This is a genomic window from Synechococcus sp. R5-15, from assembly GCF_047462035.1.
In the GTDB taxonomy this organism is placed as follows: domain Bacteria; phylum Cyanobacteriota; class Cyanobacteriia; order Thermostichales; family Thermostichaceae; genus Thermostichus.
Genome location: NZ_JANSIK010000012.1, coordinates 25157 through 45905 on the forward strand (window position 1 = coordinate 25157; position 20749 = coordinate 45905).

Annotated in this window: 17 protein-coding genes; 14 read left to right on the forward strand and 3 right to left on the reverse strand. The window is 59.3% G+C overall.

The window, feature by feature from the left end; translation table 11 throughout:
• The 7 genes from NW839_RS01515 (at position 1) to NW839_RS01545 (ending at position 8752) form a co-directional block, all read left to right on the forward strand.
• Positions 1-498, forward strand: coding sequence for a bis(5'-nucleosyl)-tetraphosphatase (locus NW839_RS01515; protein ID WP_414349726.1), 498 nt, complete (start codon positions 1-3; stop codon positions 496-498).
• 386 nt (positions 499-884) lie between these two features.
• Positions 885-2129, forward strand: a complete 1245-nt coding sequence (locus tag NW839_RS01520) for a response regulator (protein WP_414341953.1) — start codon at positions 885-887, stop codon at positions 2127-2129.
• Positions 2130-2176: 47 nt separating this feature from the next.
• Positions 2177-2551 carry a response regulator gene (locus tag NW839_RS01525; RefSeq protein WP_011434291.1) on the forward strand — a complete coding sequence of 125 codons (375 nt, stop codon included), beginning with the start codon at positions 2177-2179 and terminating at the stop codon, positions 2549-2551.
• 107 nt (positions 2552-2658) lie between these two features.
• On the forward strand, positions 2659-3207 hold the full coding sequence (locus tag NW839_RS01530; RefSeq protein WP_011434292.1) for a chemotaxis protein CheW: 549 nt from the start codon (positions 2659-2661) through the stop codon (positions 3205-3207).
• A gap of 48 nt (positions 3208-3255) precedes the next feature.
• Positions 3256-5493 carry a methyl-accepting chemotaxis protein gene (locus NW839_RS01535; protein ID WP_414349727.1) on the forward strand — a complete coding sequence of 746 codons (2238 nt, stop codon included), beginning with the start codon at positions 3256-3258 and terminating at the stop codon, positions 5491-5493.
• Position 5494: 1 nt separating this feature from the next.
• A complete protein-coding gene (locus tag NW839_RS01540; RefSeq protein WP_011434294.1) occupies positions 5495-8266 on the forward strand; it encodes a hybrid sensor histidine kinase/response regulator in 2772 nt (923 codons plus the stop codon).
• Positions 8267-8269: 3 nt separating this feature from the next.
• On the forward strand, positions 8270-8752 hold the full coding sequence (locus NW839_RS01545; protein ID WP_414329976.1) for a hypothetical protein: 483 nt from the start codon (positions 8270-8272) through the stop codon (positions 8750-8752).
• Here NW839_RS01545 and NW839_RS01550 read toward each other — a convergent pair.
• Positions 8728-9279 (reverse strand): hypothetical protein, encoded by a 552-nt coding sequence (locus NW839_RS01550; RefSeq protein ID WP_414349728.1) that lies wholly within the window; start codon positions 9277-9279, stop codon positions 8728-8730. The genes NW839_RS01545 and NW839_RS01550 overlap by 25 nt on opposite strands.
• 136 nt (positions 9280-9415) lie before the next feature.
• On the opposite strand from NW839_RS01550, the gene NW839_RS01555 reads away from it, so the two are divergent.
• Entirely contained in the window at positions 9416-10393 is a 978-nt protein-coding gene (locus tag NW839_RS01555) for an acetyl-CoA carboxylase carboxyltransferase subunit alpha (protein WP_414349729.1), read from the forward strand.
• A gap of 295 nt (positions 10394-10688) precedes the next feature.
• Here the strand turns inward: NW839_RS01555 and NW839_RS01560 are convergent, their stop codons facing one another.
• On the reverse strand, positions 10689-12464 hold the full coding sequence (locus NW839_RS01560) for a phospholipase D-like domain-containing protein (protein WP_414349730.1): 1776 nt from the start codon (positions 12462-12464) through the stop codon (positions 10689-10691).
• A 159-nt stretch (positions 12465-12623) separates the two neighbouring features.
• Between NW839_RS01560 and NW839_RS01565 the strand changes: the two genes are divergently transcribed.
• From NW839_RS01565 to NW839_RS01580, 4 genes are all read left to right on the forward strand, one after another.
• A complete protein-coding gene (locus NW839_RS01565) occupies positions 12624-13175 on the forward strand; it encodes a fasciclin domain-containing protein (protein WP_414349731.1) in 552 nt (183 codons plus the stop codon).
• A gap of 67 nt (positions 13176-13242) precedes the next feature.
• On the forward strand, positions 13243-13422 hold the full coding sequence (locus NW839_RS01570) for a hypothetical protein (RefSeq protein WP_414349732.1): 180 nt from the start codon (positions 13243-13245) through the stop codon (positions 13420-13422).
• 210 nt (positions 13423-13632) lie between these two features.
• The gene (locus NW839_RS01575) at positions 13633-15135 is read left to right on the forward strand and encodes a DUF697 domain-containing protein (RefSeq protein ID WP_414349733.1); all 1503 of its coding nucleotides are present in this window, start codon (positions 13633-13635) and stop codon (positions 15133-15135) included.
• A 267-nt stretch (positions 15136-15402) separates the two neighbouring features.
• Positions 15403-15756 carry a DUF6464 family protein gene (locus NW839_RS01580; RefSeq protein WP_414349734.1) on the forward strand — a complete coding sequence of 118 codons (354 nt, stop codon included), beginning with the start codon at positions 15403-15405 and terminating at the stop codon, positions 15754-15756.
• Here the strand turns inward: NW839_RS01580 and NW839_RS01585 are convergent.
• On the reverse strand, positions 15753-17204 hold the full coding sequence (locus NW839_RS01585) for a BCD family MFS transporter (protein WP_414349735.1): 1452 nt from the start codon (positions 17202-17204) through the stop codon (positions 15753-15755). The two genes, NW839_RS01580 and NW839_RS01585, sit on opposite strands and share 4 nt — an antisense overlap.
• Positions 17205-17373: 169 nt before the next feature.
• On the opposite strand from NW839_RS01585, the gene NW839_RS01590 reads away from it, so the two are divergent.
• Both NW839_RS01590 and NW839_RS01595 read left to right on the forward strand, forming a co-directional pair.
• Positions 17374-18699, forward strand: coding sequence for a hypothetical protein (locus NW839_RS01590; protein WP_414349736.1), 1326 nt, complete (start codon positions 17374-17376; stop codon positions 18697-18699).
• Positions 18700-18934: 235 nt separating this feature from the next.
• Positions 18935-20401 carry a hypothetical protein gene (locus NW839_RS01595; protein ID WP_414349737.1) on the forward strand — a complete coding sequence of 489 codons (1467 nt, stop codon included), beginning with the start codon at positions 18935-18937 and terminating at the stop codon, positions 20399-20401.
• Positions 20402-20749: the final 348 nt, after the last annotated feature.

Genomic DNA, 20749 nt, shown 5'->3' on the forward strand with positions numbered 1-20749 from the left:
ATGCTGATAGATGCTGCCTATGGGGTGATCCCCATCCTGCCCCGCCCGCCCGCCCAGGAAGCTCCCGGACCCGGCTCTTCGCATTTGTATCTGCTCATCCAGCACCAGAAGGGGCATTGGGCTTTCCCAAAAGGGCACAAGGATGGCTCCGAAAGCGACCTGGAGGCGGCGCAGCGAGAATTGCGAGAGGAAACCGGCTTGACCGACTACCAGCTTCTGACCCTGCCCGGCCAGTCTGACCCTTTGACGCTGCAGGAAGCCTACACCTTTACGGATCCAGAGGGGAACCGAGTGGCCAAAACCGTTACCTACTACGTGGCCTTGCTGCCGCCCCAATTTCCTCCCCCTGAGCTACAGGTGCAACCAGAGGAGGTGGCCGCCTACCGCTGGTGCTCCTACCCCGAAGCCTTGGAGCAGATCAGTTTTGAAGAGAGTCGGCAACTGCTGCGCCGCTGCCAAGCCCACCTGGAGCAGCTTTGGAAATTGGAGAAGACCTAAGTTCCGTATTTTTACGGAAGAGGTTTATCGGGGTTACCTTTATCTTGTCTTGCAGGCTTTCCGCGGGAAGTTCCCGAGTAAGAAAGCCAGCAGACAATCTGAGGGCTAGCCTTCACCTTTAGAGATTGGCTGATGAGCAATAGTCATCGATCTCCCCAGGAGGAGAGTTTTTCTGAATACGGATTGAACGCTGAAACTGCCTTTGAGTTCGTGCAGCCTTGGCCGTCTTGTTGGGCTTGGCTCATCTAAAGATCTCGTCTGGGTCAGGGCTGGGCTTGAACTGTATTCTGGAAAGCATTTTTTCACCGGCTTGTGGGGTAGCTAAGACTTCAGTCGTGTCATCAACCTCAGCGCAGGAAATTGTTCCGAGCACGTCCTCTCGACCCATGAACCGTCCCCCCGTCTGTACAGAAGTCTCGGCCCATCTGCTGAACGCAGAGGTCAGCTTCACAGGAGTTGTTCGGTATTTCAGTGCCTTGGACAAAGGGGAGGGGCTGGGCACTTGGTCATTGGTGTTTCACCAAGGTCGCCTGGGGTTTGCTCACCACAGCTTGGAGCCCTTGGAGCGCTTGGATCGCCACCTGCGTCGGCTCAGCCATCAAGTCTTTTCTCTGACTCGCCAAAATTGCCTACGCATCCATCGGCAGGTGGAGGCGCTATTGGCTCAGGAGACTGGGCCTCTACCTGCAGACCTTCTGGGGCTGAGTTGGATGGTAACGGAGCAACTGCTGCCTTGGGAAGCTGCGCGCAGGTTGAATGCTTGGATCGGCGAGGAGGTGCTGCAAAATCTGTTGCTGGTTCCAGGGGGCTTTCAGCAGGAGATCATCCCACTGGACAACGTGCCCACCCTGGGCCAGTGGGATGGGGGATCCCTGCTCGACCTGATCCAAAAGCGGCTACGGGCATGGCAATCTTTGGGGCCTGAGATCACCTCCCCCTACCAACGGCCCTACTTTGCCAGCCGGGCCCAGGCAGAACGCCTTCCCGCCGAGCAACAGGAACGGCTAGGCCGGTTACTGAAGGGGTTTAGCTTCCGCCAGTTGAGCGCCCTTCTCGATCAAGACGACCTCCAGATCGCTCGCCGCCTACATCCTCTGGTCAAAGCCGGTATCCTTGTCCTGCGGGATCCCCAGCCCCCCTTTGATCGGCTGCCCAAAACCTACTCGGCCAAGCTTGAGACAGAATCACAGCCCTCAGAAACTCCCACCGTCCCTCTTCACCTGGCCAACGGGCTTGCAGATCTAGGCCCATCTCCCCAAGCCTCGAAAACCTGGATTGTGGCCTGTATTGACGACAGCGAAGCCATGCTCAGCGAGTTGCAGCGGTTGTTGGAAGGGCACAACCTGGTCATTCACGCCATCAGCGACTCTTTGAAAGCCCTGATGAAGCTGACCACCCTCAAGCCAGATTTGATCCTGCTGGACGTGGGTATGCCCAACGTGGATGGCTACCAATTGTGCAGCCTCATCCGCAAATCCTCCGTGTTAAAGGATGTGCCGGTGGTGATGGTCACAGGCCACAAAGGTCTGATCGATCGGGTGAAGGCGCGCCTGGCCGGTGCCACCGATTACCTGACCAAGCCCTTTCGGCAGGAAGAATTGCTGCAGATGGTGTTTCGCTATCTCAGCTAGGGATCCCTCTAAAGGTTCGTCGAAAAAGAGGTAAGGAGATGTCGATCATGGTGAAAGTTCTTGTGGTGGAAGATGTGGCCTCGGAGCGACAGCTCATCAGCGATTACCTCCGCTCAGAAGGCTATCAGGTGGTAGCGGTGGCCAACGCCCAAGAGGCATTGCAGCAGATCCGCAACGACAAACCCGATGTGGTGCTGACGGACTTGGTCATGGAAGGCATGAGCGGGCTGGAATTGTGCCGCCAAATCAAGAAAAACCCGGAAACCCAAAAGTTGCCCGTTGTGGCCTGTACTTCTAAAAATCAAGAGCTGGACAAACTCTGGGGCATGAAGCAAGGGATCGATCTTTATCTGACCAAGCCTTTTACCCGCGAAGACATTTTGCGGGCCGTGAAATCAGTAGTGCTCAGCCCGAGCTCATGATTTTTGCCACTCCTGTCCTTGCTGAGCTGCGCCTCCAGTTAGGATCCCTGTGATTATCACGAATTGTTCTTAGGAGATGTCTTAGAATTGGCAGAGCGAGAACGGCAATGGCGGTAGCTTTCTCCCCACACAGCCCTACTTCTACCCGTACCGGCGAGCTGTACTTACATCTACAGTTGGGGGTAGACTGTCGGGCCCTTTTGCCCATGGCATTTGCCCAGGAAGCTCTAATTGTTGGCCCGCACCACTTTACCCCTCTCCCCAACCAGCCCGCATGGGTGCTGGGCTTGTTCAACTATCGCAATCGCATTCTCTGGGGACTGGATCTGCCGCAATTTCTCGGCCTAGAGCCCTTGGACTTTGGGCAGCCCGAACACCACTTGGTGGTGATGCGCCCAGAATTTGGGGGCTCTGCATCGCCAGTGCGAACAGGCTTGGGCCTGGCAACCCAACACGTGAAAGGAGTAGCTCGAGTGCCCGCCGAGGAGATCCAACCCTTAACAAAAGCCCAGGCAGCACAAAACAACTTTCGACTGGAGAACTTCTACGACTCTTGCAAAGGGCTGGTGTTGGAAGGGGATGAGCCTCTCTGGGTGCTCGACCCTCTTGCCATTGTCCAAAAGCTCAACTCAGTTGATTCCTCGGCAAACCCTTGATCTTGGCAACCTTTTCCCCGACTTACCCTCACTTAAAGGCAAAATTCTATGGTTTCCTTCCGTCCCCTCTTTCTCAGGCCTGCTCCATCTTCCCGGGCCCAACGCAAAGTCGCGGGATCCCGCCTGGCCCTGGCAATCAGTTTTCCTCTGGGCATCAGCTCCCTGCTGTTTGCCGTCTCTGCCGGCAGCGTAGCCCGCACCTATTTCGAGTTCAAGCCGGCGATCTCGCGGCAGTTCACCCTGCAAAACCTGAGCGATCAGGTGATCTATTTGGATGAAGTCTTGACCATGTCTGCCCGCATGGCCGCTGCCAGCGGGGATCTGTCCTGGGAAGAGCGCTACAACATCCATGTCCCTCAGTTGGATGAGGTGCTGGCGGAGATTCAGCAATTGGATCCCGCCTCTTACGAAGCCTATGCAGCCAAAACCACAGCAGCCAACATCAAGCTGGTGGAGTGGGAAGTGCAGGCTTTTGATCTGATTCGGGCCGGCGAGCAGGAACGGGCTTTCAACTTGCTGCACAGCCCTGAGTACGAAGAGCAAAAGCGCATCTACGCCGAAGGGATCAACCAAACCCTGGAGGCCATTCGCAGCAACATTCAGGCCAGCGTCCAGCTTTACGAGCAAAATCTGCTGCAGGCTTTGATCTTTTCCGGCATCAGCTTCCCGATTCTGCTGCTGAGCTGGGGGATCATTTTGATCCTGGTGCGCAACTTTGTGCGGGAACGCAACGCCACCTACGAGCGACAAGTTTCCGACACCCGACTGGCCCAGCGGTTTGCCGATATTGCCCGGATTCGCCAAGAGCAAGAGCTGATCGATCCCCTAACTGACTTGTTGGGCGAGATGCGCCAGCGCTTCGGTGCCGAACGAGTGGCCTTCTATCGCTTGACCGCTCCCGAAGAGGCGCAGGTTATCGCTGAATCTCACGACAGCTGCCTGCCCGACACCTTGGGCACCCTCCTCCGCAGGATCCCGGCTCCGATCCAGCAGGCTCTCCACGGCGGGCAAGTTTACGCTTTTGGCCCGGTGCCTAGGCCAGATCTGGGCGCCGACTACCTGCAGAGGCTGGCCACAGCCCAACTGAAAGCCGAGATGATAGCGCCGGTGGTGCGTGGCGATGAGCTTTACGGTTTTTTGGCAATAGGCCGCGCCCAAAGCCAGAGCTGGTCTGACGAAGAACAGAAAACCTTGGCAGAGCTGGCCAACCGCCTGGGTCAAGCTTTGGGTAACCTGGGGGCGCTGGAGCAAAAAGCCGTGGCCGCCCAGGAACGGGAGCGGTCGGAAGCGCTGCAAAGAGAGCTGCTGCAGCTTATCAGCGAGGTCACAGAAGCCTCGCGGGGGGATCTCACGGTGCGGGCGCAGCTAACAGCCGGACAAGTTGGCATCATGGCGGACTTTTTCAACGTCATTATCGAGAGCTTGCGCGACATCGTGATTCAAGTGCAGCAGGCCGCCGGTCAAGTCAACCAATCCATTGGTCGTGACGAGGCAGCCATTCGCGAGTTGGCCGAAGCCGCTCTCCGACAGGCCACCCAAATCGAAGAGACCTTGCGCTCTGTCGAGCAAATGACGCTCTCAATCGAGGAGGTAGCCGATAAAGCCCAACAGGCCGCCACCGTTGCCGAATCTGCCGCCGCCACGGCCATCAACAGCAGCTTGACTATGGATCGCACAGTGCAAAACATCCTGCAACTGCGGGAAACGGTGGCCGAAACGGCCAAGAAGGTGAAGCGGCTGGGGGAATCTTCCCAGCAGATTTCCAAGGTGGTGTCCTTGATCAACCAGATTGCGCTGAAAACCAACCTCTTGGCGGTGAACGCCAGTATCGAGGCAGCCCGTGCCGGCGAAGAAGGGCGAGGTTTTGCGGTGGTCGCCGAGGAAGTCGGGGCACTGGCGGCCCAGTCGGCAGAAGCCACCCGCGAGATCGAGCGCATTGTGGAAGGGATCCAACGGGAAACCGGCGAGGTGGTACAGGCGATGGAAACCAGCACCGGCCAGGTGGTGGAGGGAACCCGCTTGGTGGAAGCAGCCAAGCAGAGCCTGGGACAAATTGTGGAAGTCTCGCGGCAGGTGAACCAGCTCTTTCAGGCCATTGCCCGCTCCACCGATGCCCAGGCAGATGCATCTCAAACGGTGCGCCAGTTGATGCAGCAAATCGCCAACATTGCCGCCCAGACGGCGGCAGCCTCGCAGCAGGTGGCCAACTCTCTCCAGGCTACGGTGGCGGTTGCCCGTCAGTTGCAGACTTCTGTGTCCACCTTCAAGGTGGGGGAGGCGGTTTAGCATGGGGCCGAATCCCACTTCCCTCGACCCACGCGAGTGGCAGGTTAGGCTGCAGTTTTTGGACGAAGCCCAGGCTTACCTCGACACCCTGGAGGCAGGGGTGTTGGGCCTGGGATCCCAGAGTTTGGATCGCCCCCGTTTGGATCGCTTGCTGCGGGCTGCTCATTCCATCAAGGGCGGGGCGGCCATGATGGGCTTTCCGGTGCTTAGCGACTTGGCCCATCGCCTGGAAGATGGTTTCAAGATCTTGCAGGTGGATCCCCAAAAAGCCGACCCCGCAGTGGAGCGCAACCTCTTGGCGGCGTTGGATTGCATGCGCCAAATAGCCCAGCAGCACCGCCAGCAGCGGCTTTTGGACGAATCTTGGCTGGCAGAGCGGGTGCAGCCTCTTTTCGATCAATTGCGAGAGCAGTTGGGAGAGTTGCAGCCTGAGGACAACGTCCAAGTCCTGGCAGCAGAGGCCGGGGGCGATATGCGGGTGCTGCTGTTTGCAACCGAGGTGGAGGCCTGTCTGCAGCGGTTGGAAGGTGTGCTGGCCCACCCCGAGCAGCCCTGTTTGCGGGAGGAGTTTCTCATTGCTGCCCAAGAGCTGGGGGCGCTGGGGGAAATGTTGGATCTGCCTGCCTTTGCCACCCTGTGCGGCTCAGTAGTCCAAGCTCTGGAGACGCTGCCGCCAAATGCCAAGGAGCAGGTGTTGCCCGTTGCTCAGGCGGCTTTACAAGCTTGGCGACGCTCGCAGGCCCTGGTGCTGGTCGGTCAGGTCGCTCTTCTCCCCAGCTCCTGGGATCCGGCAGAGCCTCCAGTTTCCCCCCCGCCAGAAGCCCCTCCCCCTGCAATGGCAGGAGCCACCGAGCTGCCGGATTCGATTCCAGCCGGGGCCAAAAGCGCTGCCGAGATGCTACGGGTGCCGGCTCGCCCTCTGGAACAGTTGGGGGAGCTGTTGGGAGAGCTCATAGGGGAGCGCAACCGCTTAAACAGTCGCCTGCAACGGCTGCGGGAGCTGGTCAGCTTGTTCAAACGGCGGGTTCGCACTCTAGAAGAAACCAACAGCCGCCTGCGCAGCAGCTACGACCGCGTCGCTGCCACCGTGCCTGCTTCTGTGCTCTTGAAAAAAGAAGGGGATCCCGGCCTGACCTTGGCCGATACCTTTGACCTCTTGGAGATGGATCGCTATGGAGAGATGCACCTGCTGACCCAAGAGGTGATGGAAACCGTTGTGCAAATTGATGAGGTAACCCACGATATCGACACCACCCTGCAGGAGACCGAAGGCAGCGCCCGCCAGCTCAGCCGCCTCTCCAGGCAAATGCAAACCCGTCTCGACCAGGTGCGCATGCAGCCTCTATCGGATTTGACGGATCGCTTCCCCAGAGCGCTGCGGGAGCTGAGCTTAGCCCATGGCAAGCCCGTGGAGCTGCGGGTCTTGGGGGGATCCACCCTAATCGAGCGCTCGATTTTGGAGGCCTTGGCGGATCCCTTGTTGCACTTGGTGCGCAACGCCTTTGACCACGGCATCGAGGCTCCAGACACCCGCCTGGCCCAGGGCAAGCCGGCCAAGGGCCTCATCGAAATTGCCGCCAGCCAACGGGGCAACCGCACTCTGATCACGGTGCGAGACGATGGGGCAGGGATCTGTCTGGATAAAATCCGGGCCCGCGCCTTGCAGATAGGGTTTTCCGCTGCCGACCTGGCTGAGGCCAGCTCCCAGGAGCTGCTGGAGTTGATCTTCCAGCCGGGCTTCAGCACCGCCGAGCGAGTCAGCGAGCTATCTGGACGGGGAGTGGGTCTAGACGTGGTACGCACCAACCTGCAACGAATTGGCGGCCAGGTGCAGGTGGAATCTTGGCCGGGACGGGGCACGCTGTTTACCCTCACTCTGCCCGTTTCTTTGAGCGTCACCCGCGTGCTGCTGACAGAATGCCAGGGGTTGATGTTGGCTTTTCCGGCCAACGCAGTGGAAGAATTGCTTATCCCCCCGCAGTTGCCTGCCGATTCCTTTCTCTGGGAAGGGGAGCAGATCCCTTTAATTCCTGTGGGCCACTGGTTTCGCTTCGCGCGCTGGCAGCCTCGCCGGGAAATTGACGAGACCCCCCTTCTCGACCGACCTGTGGTGCTGCTGGTGGTAGAAGACAACCGGCCCTATGGCCTGTTGGTGGATCGCTTTTGGCGGGAGCAAGAGGTAACTCTGCGCCCGGTGGAGGGAGGTCTGCCTCTGCCGTCGGGATTCTCCGGCTGTACGGTTTTGGCCGATGGGCGAATCGCTCTTTTCGTGGATCCGCCTGCCCTCTTGAGCTGGCTGCTCGCCCAGCGGGATCAGCCCTGTCAGTCGGCAAGGGATCCCCTTCCCCAGCCCAGGTTTGCCGCCCAGCCCACCCTGCTGGTGGTGGAAGATTCGGTCAACGTGCGCCGCTTCTTGGCCATGACCCTAGAAAGAGCAGGGTTCCGGGTTGAACAGGCTCGCGACGGACAAGAGGCCCTCGAGCACTTGCAGAGAGGAATTCCCATCCGAGCGGTGATTACCGACATTGAAATGCCGCGGCTGGATGGCTTTGGCTTGCTGGCCCAGATTCGTGCCCACCCCCTGTATGACCAGCTTCCCGTGGTCATGCTCACCTCCCGCAGTGGCGAGAAACACCGCCAACTGGCCCAGCGGCTGGGAGCCAGCGCCTACCTCTCCAAGCCCTTCCAGGAACAGGAGCTGATCCAAAAGCTGCGGCAACTGCTGCAACCAGCCTCTTCGGCACCTTCCACCGGCGTTTTGATGGCGAGGTAGTCCATGCCCCTGCTTTCCCCTCTGCGCCTGCGTCGTCTGGCTCGGCAAGAACAACTGAGAAACCGGCAGACCTTGATTACTTTCCAACTGGGCTCCTACTGCTTCGGCCTCCCTGTTGATCGGGCGCGGCGAGTTTTTAGCTGGGCAGAGTTTCAGCTTGCTCAGGAGGGCGGCCCCCAGCTTTTGGATACCGGTCGTTTGTTGCTGGGCCGAGGGATCCCTTTTCAACCGGAAGGGGTTATTCTGTTGCAGCCAGGCAGTTCTGAGGACGGATTGTCCGACCAGATCGACAACCCAGAAACAGGGGCTCTGCCCATTCCCACTCAGCCCCTCCTGCGCCGTCTGCCCTCTTCCCAGTTGCAGCCTCTCCCCAGCCGCTATGCAGCTCAGGCCCGCCAACGGGGTATTGTGCAGTGGATCCCGCCAGCCGAAGGCCAGCTCCCCCTGTTGGTGTTCGACCCTCATCTCTGGCCTGCCTGTTCTTGAGAAGGGAGAGGGGGCAGTTGCAGCTCTGGATTCTCCACGCGGGTTAGCTCCCAGCGAAAGGGCTCCCCACCCCGTCGCTGCCAATTCAATTGGAAGGGTTGCTCCAAGGCGTTCACCTGATCCCGCGTCAGGTTGGCCAAGGGGCCGCCGGAGCCCTCGATAACAAACCAGAGGGTGGCCCGTCCTTGGCGACTGGGATCCCCTAGGTCGAGCTGCACCTGCAGCGCTTGGGGTTGGAGGCGCAAGCGAAAAAATTGCCCGAAGATCTCGCGGCTGTAGGCCAGCGCCCGCTGCTTGTTCAGGCCCCAACCATCGCTATAGGCCTCAGATACCAACATCTCCACCTGATCCCAGTTGCGCTGCTCCACCGCCCGCAGCAATCTCTGGGTGTGGACGCGGATTTGTCGCTCAGGCCGCCCGTATTGCCAAAAGGCTCCCACCCCGATAGCCAAGACGACGGATCCCACCACCCCCCAGCGCAGCCAGGGGGGAAGGGGTGAAGGGGGAGAAGAGACAGAAGCAGACAAGGGATCCCTCTTGGGCAGTAGGGGGATTGCTCCCTCTAGCCTACGGGATCTACATGTGAGAAGATCAAAGCCTGACCCCGAAATCTGTGCAGCCTCTGCCGGTCACAGCACGCTCCCGAAATTTAGCCAACCGGTCATGACCAAGTCCAACGACCGCCTACTGCTGGAGTTTGAGCAGCCTGTCGCCGCCCTAGAACAACGGATTCAGGAAATTCGGGCCTTGGCAGAAGAAAACGACATCGATGCCTCTGAGCAAATTCGCCAATTGGAAGCCAAAGCCGAAGAGCTGCGCCGTGAGATCTTCAGCCAGCTCACGCCAGTAGAACGGCTCCAGGTGGCCCGTCACCCCCGCCGCCCCACCACCCTGGATTACGTACAGACCATCTGTGACGACTGGTTTGAGCTGCACGGGGATCGCCACGGCCAAGACGATCCGGCCATTGTGGGCGGGTTGGCCAAGCTGGGGGAGCAGCCGGTGATGATCCTCGGCCACCAAAAGGGTCGCGACACCAAAGACAACATCCACCGCAACTTTGGGATGCCCAATCCCGCCGGCTACCGCAAAGCCCTGCGGCTAATGGAACATGCCCACCGCTTCGGCCTGCCCCTGCTCACCTTCATCGATACGCCGGGGGCTTACCCAGGCGTCAAGGCGGAAGCCGAGGGCCAAGGAGAGGCCATTGCCACCAACTTACAAACCCTCTTTCGGCTGGAGATCCCCATCATCTGCACCGTCATCGGCGAAGGGGGATCGGGCGGAGCCTTGGCCATTGGGGTGGGCAACCGCATCCTGATGTTCGAGCACGCCGTCTACTCCGTGATCTCGCCGGAAGGCTGCGCGGCTATTCTCTGGAAGGATGCCAAGAAGGCTCCCCAAGCGGCGGCAGCCCTGCGCATTACCGCCCAAGACCTGCTGCAACTGGAGGTGATCGACGAGATCCTGCCAGAGCCGGTTGGCGGCGCCCACCGCGCGCCCTTGGAAGCTGCTCAAACCCTCAAAGAGGCTCTTCTCAGGCATCTCAAGGAACTTTCTAGCCTGAGCGGGCGAGAATTGCGCGAGGAGCGCTACCAAAAGTTTCGCCGCATGGGAGCGTTTCTGGAGCTTTCTGAATAGACTTATGCATCCCTGATTTATAGTCGTTTCAGATTAGGGTGAGACACCTGGGCCATTGATCGCGCCAGCGGGACGGAGTCCTTGAAAAGCCTTTTGGCCCCCTGCATTATTGCTCTGCAACGCCGATGCGACCAACATTTTAGGCGTGGGTGCAGTGTCCTGGTTTGAACTGAAATGACTATATTTGGGGTTTAATTTGGGGTTTATTCGAGGGGAGAGGCCCTTTAGGAGCTGCTCTGGGATGAACTTCCGAAAGCACTCCGCGCCCTCAACCTGACCAAGAGGGGGCTAACTCCTACCAGGTTACCCGATCCCGCAGTTGCTCAATCCGGGCTGGGCCAATGCCATTGACCCGTTGCAGATCCTCCAAAGAGGAGAAGGGGCGGGCCTCGATAATGCGCTGCGCCAGGGCGGGGCCAATGCCGGGCAACTGTTCCAGCTCCGCCGCCGTGGCCGTATTCAGGTTAACGCGGGGGGATCCCCCAGGAGACGCCACCGGAAAAGCAACCGACGGGGAAGGGGATCCCGCCTCAGGAGGAAGAACGACCTCGACTTCCAGCAGCTCCGGCTCCGGTTCAGGCAAGGAAGCGGCAACGGGGACGGGGTTGGGGCAGCGACGGGACGCCTCTTCTGCCTGTTGTTGCAGGCGGCGGCTGGGGCCAAAGCGGGCATCGGCAATGAGCCGGTCGAACTCCCGCACAAAGTGATCCACCACTCGGCTATTGCGGATGATCAGGAAGTTTTCGTCGTTGAGGTGGTTGGCCGAGACCGACCAGTTGTTGGATCCGGTGATCACCGTGGCCTGAGGAGTGCCGGGATCGATGATGGCAAACTTATGGTGCAGCTTATCGCCGGGGGCGAGGTTGGGTATGCCTACAGACTGGGCCGGCAGCGTCCAGGGCAGGCGCGCCGCCTCCACCTGGCACTTTTCGTCGGGGAGCAACAGCCCCCACATCTCCAGGGTGCGGCTGTAGTCCCGGAAGGCAAAACCAGGGTCGAACACCCCGCGGATTTCTACGTTGCGCTCCTGGCGCAGTTGCCTGAGTTGGTTGGCAATGCCCGGATCCGTAAAGACGAACAGAGCCAGATCCACCTGTTGCCGGGCTTGGGCCAGGGTGGCGGCAATAATGCCGTTGGAGGTGGCTTCGTAGGGCAGGGAGCGACTGGCAGGAGAAAAGTGAACCCCCACAATAGCATCGTCAAGGTACACCGTTTCCAGGGGACGCTTGAGCTTTTGCACGCCGAAGCGGCTATCGGTCAAGCCGCCAGGACCATCGCCCCACATGAGATCAAATTCCTCGGTGTAGAGGCGGGCCAGCTCCGGGCTGTCCAGCAGCAGCAGATGGTTGGCATTGCCGACACTGCCAGGCGCATCAAAGTCCCCGTGAATATCAGAGAGGGTGAAATTGGCCGAGCCGGTCAAGACTTTCTGCCCGTCGATCACCACAAATTTGTGGTGCATCAGGCCGCTGCCCTTGGAGCCATCGGCGGTATCATCCAGCCAGGGCACCCGCCCCCCATCCAGCAAGGCGTACACATCTCGGCTGGCAATCTCCTCGGGAGAAAACCGTCCATCGCGGTTCACATCCACCAGGTTGCGGTACTCCTCGAACTTGCGACGGCTGCGCTCGTCCAGCGCCCGCACTTCGGCAGGGGTGAGCTGGTGCCAGGCTCGCACGTAGGTGTTTTCAGTAATAAAACGCACAGGGATCCCCGCCTGCCGCCGCTCCACCAGAGCCTGGGCAATCAGGGGTAGGTTCAGCTCCTGCACGGCAATATCCACCGACTGCCGAGCGGAGCGAATCTGGGAAATGATGAACTCTTCCAGGTTGTAGCCATAGCGGCGGATCTGGCGATAGGGATCCCGATAGGTGCTCTCGCGGCTTTGGTTGAACACCACCCGGATGCGGGGGTGCTGCGGCAGAGGGGCCAGGGTGGGCAGCTCCGGCTCTTGGGGGTAGGGTCTGGGCCGAGGACCCACCCAGTAGCCGATCAAGACCAGAATGAGAAGCAGAGCAACCCAGGGCAGCCAGCTGCGGAGTTGCCGCAACCACGACGGGATCCCGTTCATGGCCTTTCTCCTCTCCAGCAATCACACCCCCAGGATACCGAACTTTACGGCAGCCACTTCTACGCGAAGGCGATCCCTGCTCTGCTCTACAGCTAACCGTGCGAGAGCGGCTGCTACCCCTAAGATGATGACAAATGTTTTAGAGTATTAACTTTTGTTATGAACTACAAAGCCCTCACCCTTGGGCTGACGGCGGCTGCTTGCTTAGCCTTGGTAGGCTGTGCCAGTTCCAGCAGCGATACGGCCATTGCCCCGCCGACGCCTACCCCAACTCTCTCTCCCAGCCCTACGCCGCTGCCCAACCTCGTCGCCGTTGCCGCCGCCAACCCCGACTTCAGTACCTTGGTGACGGCCCTGCAGGCAGCGGGCTTGGTGGGGACTTTGCAGCGGGAAGGTCCCTTCACGGTATTCGCTCCCACCAATGCTGCTTTTGCCGCTTTGCCCCCTGGCACGGTGGAATCTTTGCTGCGACCTGAGAACCGGGCAGAGCTGGTGCGCATTCTCACTTACCACGTGGTTCCTGGCTTGGCTCCTTCCAGTGCCCTCAGATCCGGCCAGCAGGTAACGACTTTGCAGGGATCCCCCGTCACCGTCACGCTTCTTGAGGGCGGACGGATTCGCATCAACAACGCCAACGTGATCGCCGCGGATATTCAAGCTTCCAACGGCATCATCCACGTCATCGATGCAGTCTTGATCCCGCCGCGTTAGGAATTGGGCCACCACTTCGGGCATCATAGAAGCATCGAGATCCAGCACTTTATTGGGGAGATTCAGCGTGGAGCGGCCTAAGTGGGTAGCAATCGTTACAGGGATCCTGGCCATTGCTCTGGGGGTGGGCTACTTGCTGCTGGCACAGCTGTTGGATTATCGCGGGGGCGAGTTTTTGCCGGCACCGCTGGAGCCGCCGGCGATTTTGGGAGAGGGGATCCCTGGCTCATTGGGCCGGTTGAGCTGAGGGTGTTTTTGACTTCCTGCTTCCCCTTCCTCTTTTACTTGCGGGTGGCTGATCCCCAGCAAAACTCTTGACAAAATTGTATGCTCAGCTACAGCAAGCCCTATGCTGGAGAAGCGGTTGCAGATTCAGTTGACAGCGGGGGCTGTCCTCTGGGATGACCGGTCGATTTTGGCTTTTTGATCTGGAGATCTGGGCAGGCTGTGGGTTGGGATGGTGCTGTCGCGCTCCACTTGGGTGTGGTTGTGGGCAGGGCTGGGTTTGGCGGCCCTGAGCCAATATCTGCAATGGGTTAGCGGGATCTATAGCTTTATCGCCCCCCATTCGTTGCCGCTGGCGGATCTGGCAGTGGCCGGGATCCTGGGAGGGACAGCAGCAGCAGGTCTGGCAGCGCGCCATTGGTGGCAGCAGGCTGGCCGACGGCAAAGTACTCCAAACCAGCGGACACAACCGCTACGGCGGGTTAAGTTAACGCGGAATCAGGTGCAAGCCGATCTGGAAGATGCCGATCGCCTGATCCAGAAGCTGCAGAATGACATCAGTCGCCGTGCCCTGCGTGCCAAGCTGCAAGAGATCGATCAGCGGCTTAACCAGGAGGAATTGCATCTGGTGGTGTTCGGCACCAGTTCCGCCGGCAAGACCTCGTTGATCAATGCCTTGATGGGCCGACCAGTGGGCGAAACAGCCCCCACCCTGGGCACCACCCAGCAGGGATCCATCCACACCTACCAATTGGAGGGCTGGAACGGCCCCATTTCCCTTACCGACACACCTGGGCTGCTGACGATTGGGGGAGCAGGTGAAGCGGAAGCCCGCGCCCTGGCCCAGAAGGCGGATCTGCTGATCTTGGTGGTGGCCGGAGACCTGCTGGCTTCGGAATATGCCGAAATGCTGGAGTTGGCCCGGCTGGGCAAATCCGCCATCCTGGCCCTCAACAAAACCGATCAGATGCTGCCGGAGGATGTGGAGACCATCTTGACCCATTTGCGCCGACGCACCGCCGGTGTTATCCCTGCCGAACAGGTGGTGGCCATCGCCGCCGATCCAGAACCCCTCAAGGTTCGCTACTACTCCGAAGATGGCTCTGTGCGGGAAACTTGGGAGCCGCAGCCCCCCGAGACAGAGGCCCTCATTCAACAAATGGCTCACCTGCTGCAGCAGAAGGGATCCCACCTGCGCTTGGCCAATGCCTTGTTGCAAACCCGAACTCTCAGCGAAGCCGTCCAGCAGGCCCTCCAAGAAGAACGTCGCCAACAGGGTCGCCAGATCGTGGAACGGATGCAGTGGGCCACCGCTGCTGCCCTGGCGGCAAACCCTCTTCCTGCTTTGGATGTGCTGGCAGGAGTAGCCATTCAGGCGCGCATGATTGGGGAACTGCACCAGGTGTTTGACCGACGCATTACCTTACGCCGGGCCCAGCAAATCGCCCAGAGTTTGGCGCAAATGGTGGTGCAATTGGGGGGGCTGGAGCTGGCCACTCAGGCTTTGGGCTCTCTGCTCAAGGCCAGCCCCTTGATGGTGATGGGGATCCCCCTGCAGGCAGTGACGGGGGCCTATCTGACACGGGTGGCGGGGCTCAGTTACCTAGAGTGGCTGTCTTCCGGGGATCCCTGGCAAGAGGAAATCCTGCAAGAGCGGATTAGGCAGCAGCTCCAAAACCGTCATCCTCTGGCCTTTCTCACCCAACTGGCCCGCCAAGCCCATTCCAACAGCTAGTCGAAGCATCCATCTTTTCGCCGCCACAGGCCCAACCTATCCCGTTCTCCGCCCGCTGCGGAAAATCCATTACACTGAGTACAGCTTTTTCTAACTTAACTTTGTAGAAGTTCTGTAGATTAGCAGGCTCCAGGTCACACAAGAGAGAACATTTGTACCAGCCATACTCAGTGTTGCCGGAAAAAGTTGCACAATTTGTTAATCACAAGTCAAGCCCAGTCCATCATTTTGTAGTCTGCTGCCCTAAACTGGCTCCGTTTGCGCCTTATGTCTTCCATCAACCCGACCTTGCCCATTCAGTGGATCGACGCGGATTCGGGAGAGGTGGTGGAAGAATGCCCTTGGGAGAGCAGTCCCCATCCGGGCACCTACGTCCAACTGGCAGAGCAGCACTACCTGGTTCTGGAAAAGCGTCATTCCTACCGGCTCCGGCAAGGCAAATACCACCTGTGTGGGATCCGCGCCCTGGTGCGTTCGGTCACCCCACCTCAGGAAGTGGGAAGGTTCCTGGGGGATCCCTCCTGTCGGTTTAATGCTCACTCGCCCTTGCTGCGTTGTGCCGTCAACCCCAGCGGGCCCTGTCAGGGCTGCCCCCACTACGAGTCGGCCCCGCGTTGCTAGCCCTCCAGCTCCAGAGCCAACACCTGGGTCAGCGCACGGTTGGTCTTTTCGCGAAACTCGGCCACGCTCACCCGTCCCAGCAAATACACGGCCAGCAACATCACCGCTGCCTCCACCCCAAAGACGGTGGCATAGGCAAGCACTGAAGAAGTGGGGAAGAGAATGCGCCCCAGATCGAGCAAAGCCCCGCCGAGCAAGGTGGAAACCGCCTGGGACATGGCCTGGGCCAGACCCCAAGCCCCGATAAAGGTGCCTGCCGTCTCCGCTGCCGTCAAATCCAACATGAGGGTAATGGCGCCATTGGTGGTGATCCCAGAAGCCAAACCAAACAGGATCATGCACAGTTGCAACAGCCGTGAATTGCCTGTAAACCCTGATGCAATGGTCAGCCCAAAAGAGATGGCCACCAGCAGACAGCCCAGACGGGCCGTTGTCTGTTTGCCCAGCTTGGGCACAATGAAAAATCCGGTCAGCACAATCCCCACCAAAATGCCCAAACTCCAAAAGGCATTGAGTTGGGTGCTCTGGGCCACCGTCATGCCAAACACCTCGCCGCCGTAGGGTTCTAGGATCGGCTGTTGGATAAACAGGCCCATGGTCATCAACACCAAGAAGCCGAAAAAGATCAGGGTTTGGCGGCTGGCGGTCAGCACCTTGATGGCCGTGCCAAGGGTGATTTGGTCTTCCCGTCCGGCCAGGGTGGAACGGGATCCGTAGCGGGAATAGCGCTTTTCCACTCCCCAGGTGGCAATCACCCCCAGCAGGATCACCACGGCTGGAATGATGACGAAGAGGCGATTAATGGTGCTCTGCAGGTTGTCTGGCTGCAAGCCCCGCAGCAGAACTGCCGAGCCAATCGCCCCCCCGGCAATGCCCACCATCAACATGGACCAGACGATCCCCACCAACTTAGAGCGGTTGTCCTCGTCTGACACATCCACCAGCAAAGCCGCAAAAGGCGTGGAGCAGGCGCTGAGGCAGAGACCATAAAGGGCAAACATCAAACAGGCCAAGCCTACCCAGCCATAGGTGGCTCCAGACCAACCCGTGGCCGCAAAGCTCTCCCCCAAACCCCACACCACCTGCACCCCCAGGAAGATACAAACGGCAAATAGCACTGATCCCAGACGCACATAGCCGGTGCGATGCAGGCCAAACAGGGGCTTGGCATCCGAGAGCTGCCCAAACCAAACCCGAGCCGGGGAGACCAACTGGTGCATGGCCAGGGATCCCCCCACCACCGTTGCCGGGATGGCCAGCAGATCCGTGTCGATCATGACACGGTTCAGCACTCCCAAAGTGAGCAACGACATCATTCCCAAGCCCATCTGAAACAGGCCCAGGCGGAACATAACATGCAGCGGCAAGGGCTGAACCTGCGCCTGAGGCTCTGGAGAAGTTGAAGTTACAGAAGCGTTGACCTCGGGATCCCGGCGAATACTGGCCATGATCTGGAATATTTCGAAAGGGTGCTACAGCTTTTTATCGTAGCCCAGGCGGCCTGGGATCCCGGCAAAAGCATGGGGTTGCCAAAAGTGAAACCGCCACACCCTCTCCCCTTTTGGGAGCTATTGTCAGGGTATAGTCCCCCAATTTCCAATCCTCAGGAATATTGCTATGCGCGCCCCCATCCCCTGGCTGCTGAGTTCACTGAGCTGGGTGGGCATTTCCCTGGCCGCTCCGCCGATGGTGTCTACTTCTCAGGCAACCCCTATGGATTTTCCCCTCCACCAGTCCCTTTCTTCCCCCTCGCCTTCAGAGTGGGCGGAATACTTGGCCTACAGGCAGGTGATTGACCAGACGATCTCCATGACCTGGGATCCGCAAGCGCGAGCCTTGGCAAAGCAGTATGGGCTGGATATCGTCAACATCACCTGGGAAGATACCGGACGCCACAAGGGATCCGCCCTTGGCCCCAACATCAGCGACATGACCATCCAGGTACAACAGCTCAACCCCAGAACGGGTCACTACGAGCTGAGCTTGATGCCGGTGATCCGCTACCCCAACTTTGCCGATCTGTCTGCCGACCTGCCCCTCGATAGCCTACAGGTGCTGGTGGGCAACGAAAAAGGAAAACCCCTGCAACCAGTGTCGTTGCGAGAGCTGCTGGGGAATCTGCGCCGCTACTTACATGATCCCGGCTCTTGGGCCGGCAACCGGAACTCCCTGCTGGCTCCACGGGATAGCCATGTGTTGGTGAGCGCCCAGGCCGCCTTTTTGCCTATCCCTGCCGGGGGCTCTGCCCAATTCAACCCGGTGTTATTCAACTACCAATCCTATCCCGGTAACCCAGCCGTGCTGGCAATCTTGGCCACCCGCGAGGGCACCAGCATTACGGTGATCGAGAACCGCACCGAAGATAAGGTGGGCGGGGCTATTTGGGGCCAGCGCCTTTTCTTCAATCAAAACGGTGAACGGGCCAGCCTCACCGGGCAGCGCCTCAGCGATTTTCGGACCGAGCAAGCCGCCAACCCAACCCCCAGAGATCCCCATTCGGCGGAAGTAGCAGAAGAAGCCCTGAACCTGGTGATGGTGATCCAAGTACCTCTCCAGCAGCGGCAGCCGCCGCGAAGGGAAGTTGAGGATATCTCTGTCAAGTTTTTCGGACCCGCAGCCGACCTCGGCCTCAGCAATGTAGAAGCCGCTGTCATCGGACATGGGCCGGTGGAAGGCCCCTTCACCGAGGTCAACAACCTGGACATCGAGCGGGATCCCCGCTTTCCCATTCGGGTCACGGTCCAGTTCTACAAAGCCACCGACAATGGCGTGGTCTCTGCTGAAGACATGGCCCAAATCCACCATCAAATTGCCCGCGTCTATCGAGAGGCCGACTATGTGGGCAGCTTGGTGCTTCAGCGGGACACAGGCCGACCTACGGAGTACGACCGCGATGCAGAGACAGAGCGCCCCTTTCCCTTTCCTGGGTGGCCGTGGCGTTAGGGCCTGCTGCGCATTCTTCCCACAACCTGCAAGCGAGGGGCAGCATCTTCTCGCCCTAGAGTTTCTCTACTACACTGACAACTGACCTGGTGCCAAGAGGAGGGGGTGTCGGCCCGATATCCTCGGCAAGGTCTGGGTCTGTAGAGGCGGTTGCCAAGGTCTCATTTCTTGAGGCCATGGTGCTTGTCTGTGCCAGCTCTTGCCCAAGGCAGTGGGGAGCTTTTCCTGCAACACTATGGCTGACGCAGTTCCCGTTCGGCGCTACGACCTGTTTGTGCAGGCTTCCCGGCTGCTGCAGCGCTACCGGCAGCTCACGCCGGAACTCCGTCCCATAGGGCTAGAGGTGGCTCTGGCCATCCAGTATCACCGTGCTCAGGCCGGATCGGGATCCCTGCTGCCTTGGGTGGGATCCCCTCGCGGACTGCCCTTGCAGCAAGTGGCCCAGCGCATTTGCGACCCGTTTTACAGCAAAACCCACCCTCTTTTACCGACCTTGCCCGAAACCGGCGAGCCTTTGGTGTGGCCTCTGTTCAACCAGGGGGAAAACGGTTTGATCCGGCCCCTGGCCCCGAGCAAAGTGGGCGGGAAACTGGCGGAACGGCGCTGGCTCAAAGCCTGCAACAGCCAGGAAGGGATCGGCTGTCATGCCTTGGCGGCCCACTTGTGGCAAGACGAGCGCTTTTTGGCCGAAGACCGGGATCTCTGTCCTTTCCGCCTTTATGATGGGCGCTACCCCTTGAGCGTGGATCAAGGGCGACAGACTTGCGGCTTTGACGATCACCCCTGTGGCTGGCAGCCGGGACACCCCAAAATGTTGCAGGTGGTGGGCAAAGGCAAACAGGCCGAGATCCTGCTCCCCCACTGGACGGATGACATGTGGGCGATGCTTATTCCCTCCCATCGTCCGCTGCCGATTTACCCGCTCTTGGTGATGCTTTACTTTGGCCAAGAAACTTTGCAAAAGGGGCGGAGCAGCCTCTCCATCGAGCAATTTCGTCTGGATTTTCAGTTTAGCCAGTCTCAACTGCACCTGTTGTTCGACACCCACCCTGAGCACCCCTTGAATCGACACCTGCTTACCTGGGCTCAGCAGCCAGAGGTGGAGTGGGGATCCACAGAACTCTTGCCCCAGATGCCGCCCCTCCTGCATCAACCTGCTGGGGGCAAGGTGGTTTTGGATCCCGATGAGCCGCCCCAGTTCCGCAGCAGTGGGATCCCTCACAGCGCCGGGACAGACCCGCTGATGGCAGAACGCCGCCGTCGCCGTCAGTTGGAGCGCAGCGAGCGCCACAACGAGATCTTGCACCAGTTTCGCCGCTGGTTCCGCCTGGCAGGATTGGAAGTCCGGGAGGATCAGCATACCTTTGACTTTTTGGCCGTGGCGGACGGGCATCTGCTTTTGGCCGAAGTGAAGCTCCTGCACCACAAGGATGCGGCAGAGGCTTTGCAGGAAGTGGTGGGACAGTTGCTCTACTATGAGCGCTTTGCCCTCGGCCCTTGGATCGAGCAGGGCTTTTCCGTTCAGAAGGCCGCCGTTTTCGATGGGCCACCGCCAGATCCCTATGTGCGATTTCTAGAAGACCTGGGCATTGCCACCTACTGGATCAACGAGCAGCAGATGATCGATGGGCCAGAAAACTCTTTACGCCTGCTGCGCCAGATGGGGGTGCGGGTACGACCGGATCCCGAATTGGGGGATTAGGGGAAAAAGCCTGCCCATGTTCTCCCCTGAGTTTTGACTCAGGCGGGGGTAACTTCTTGTCTTCTTAAGCGTACCTTAACTGCCCCTTTACTCAGATTCCTTCCTGAAGATGGTATCCATACAGACGGTAAAAATACGGGATCCTTTGAAGTTTCGGGAGGAGTGAAGCAGATGTGGTCTAGGGTTACTTCGCGTCGTGTTGCCCAATCAATTGCGGTGCTAGTTTTTGGTTTGGTGCTTTTGGTTTCTCTGCAAGGGTGCGGCTCCAGAAGAACTCTTTTGCCAATACTTACACCTGTGCCAGCACCGACCCCGACTTCAACACCCACAGCCACGCCAACACCGACG

What these genes read in the sequence shown, in the direction of transcription:
- NW839_RS01515 (WP_414349726.1), top strand. Translation starts at nt 1, where the DNA reads ATGCTGATAGATGCTGCCTATGGGGTGATCCCCATCCTGCCCCGCCCG.
- NW839_RS01520 (WP_414341953.1), top strand. Translation starts at nt 885, where the DNA reads ATGAACCGTCCCCCCGTCTGTACAGAAGTCTCGGCCCATCTGCTGAAC.
- NW839_RS01525 (WP_011434291.1), top strand. Translation starts at nt 2,177, where the DNA reads ATGGTGAAAGTTCTTGTGGTGGAAGATGTGGCCTCGGAGCGACAGCTC.
- NW839_RS01530 (WP_011434292.1), top strand. Translation starts at nt 2,659, where the DNA reads ATGGCGGTAGCTTTCTCCCCACACAGCCCTACTTCTACCCGTACCGGC.
- NW839_RS01535 (WP_414349727.1), top strand. Translation starts at nt 3,256, where the DNA reads ATGGTTTCCTTCCGTCCCCTCTTTCTCAGGCCTGCTCCATCTTCCCGG.
- NW839_RS01540 (WP_011434294.1), top strand. Translation starts at nt 5,495, where the DNA reads ATGGGGCCGAATCCCACTTCCCTCGACCCACGCGAGTGGCAGGTTAGG.
- NW839_RS01545 (WP_414329976.1), top strand. Translation starts at nt 8,270, where the DNA reads ATGCCCCTGCTTTCCCCTCTGCGCCTGCGTCGTCTGGCTCGGCAAGAA.
- NW839_RS01555 (WP_414349729.1), top strand. Translation starts at nt 9,416, where the DNA reads ATGACCAAGTCCAACGACCGCCTACTGCTGGAGTTTGAGCAGCCTGTC.
- NW839_RS01560 (WP_414349730.1), bottom strand. Translation starts at nt 12,464, where the DNA reads ATGAACGGGATCCCGTCGTGGTTGCGGCAACTCCGCAGCTGGCTGCCC.
- NW839_RS01565 (WP_414349731.1), top strand. Translation starts at nt 12,624, where the DNA reads ATGAACTACAAAGCCCTCACCCTTGGGCTGACGGCGGCTGCTTGCTTA.
- NW839_RS01575 (WP_414349733.1), top strand. Translation starts at nt 13,633, where the DNA reads ATGGTGCTGTCGCGCTCCACTTGGGTGTGGTTGTGGGCAGGGCTGGGT.
- NW839_RS01580 (WP_414349734.1), top strand. Translation starts at nt 15,403, where the DNA reads ATGTCTTCCATCAACCCGACCTTGCCCATTCAGTGGATCGACGCGGAT.
- NW839_RS01585 (WP_414349735.1), bottom strand. Translation starts at nt 17,204, where the DNA reads ATGGCCAGTATTCGCCGGGATCCCGAGGTCAACGCTTCTGTAACTTCA.
- NW839_RS01590 (WP_414349736.1), top strand. Translation starts at nt 17,374, where the DNA reads ATGCGCGCCCCCATCCCCTGGCTGCTGAGTTCACTGAGCTGGGTGGGC.
- NW839_RS01595 (WP_414349737.1), top strand. Translation starts at nt 18,935, where the DNA reads ATGGCTGACGCAGTTCCCGTTCGGCGCTACGACCTGTTTGTGCAGGCT.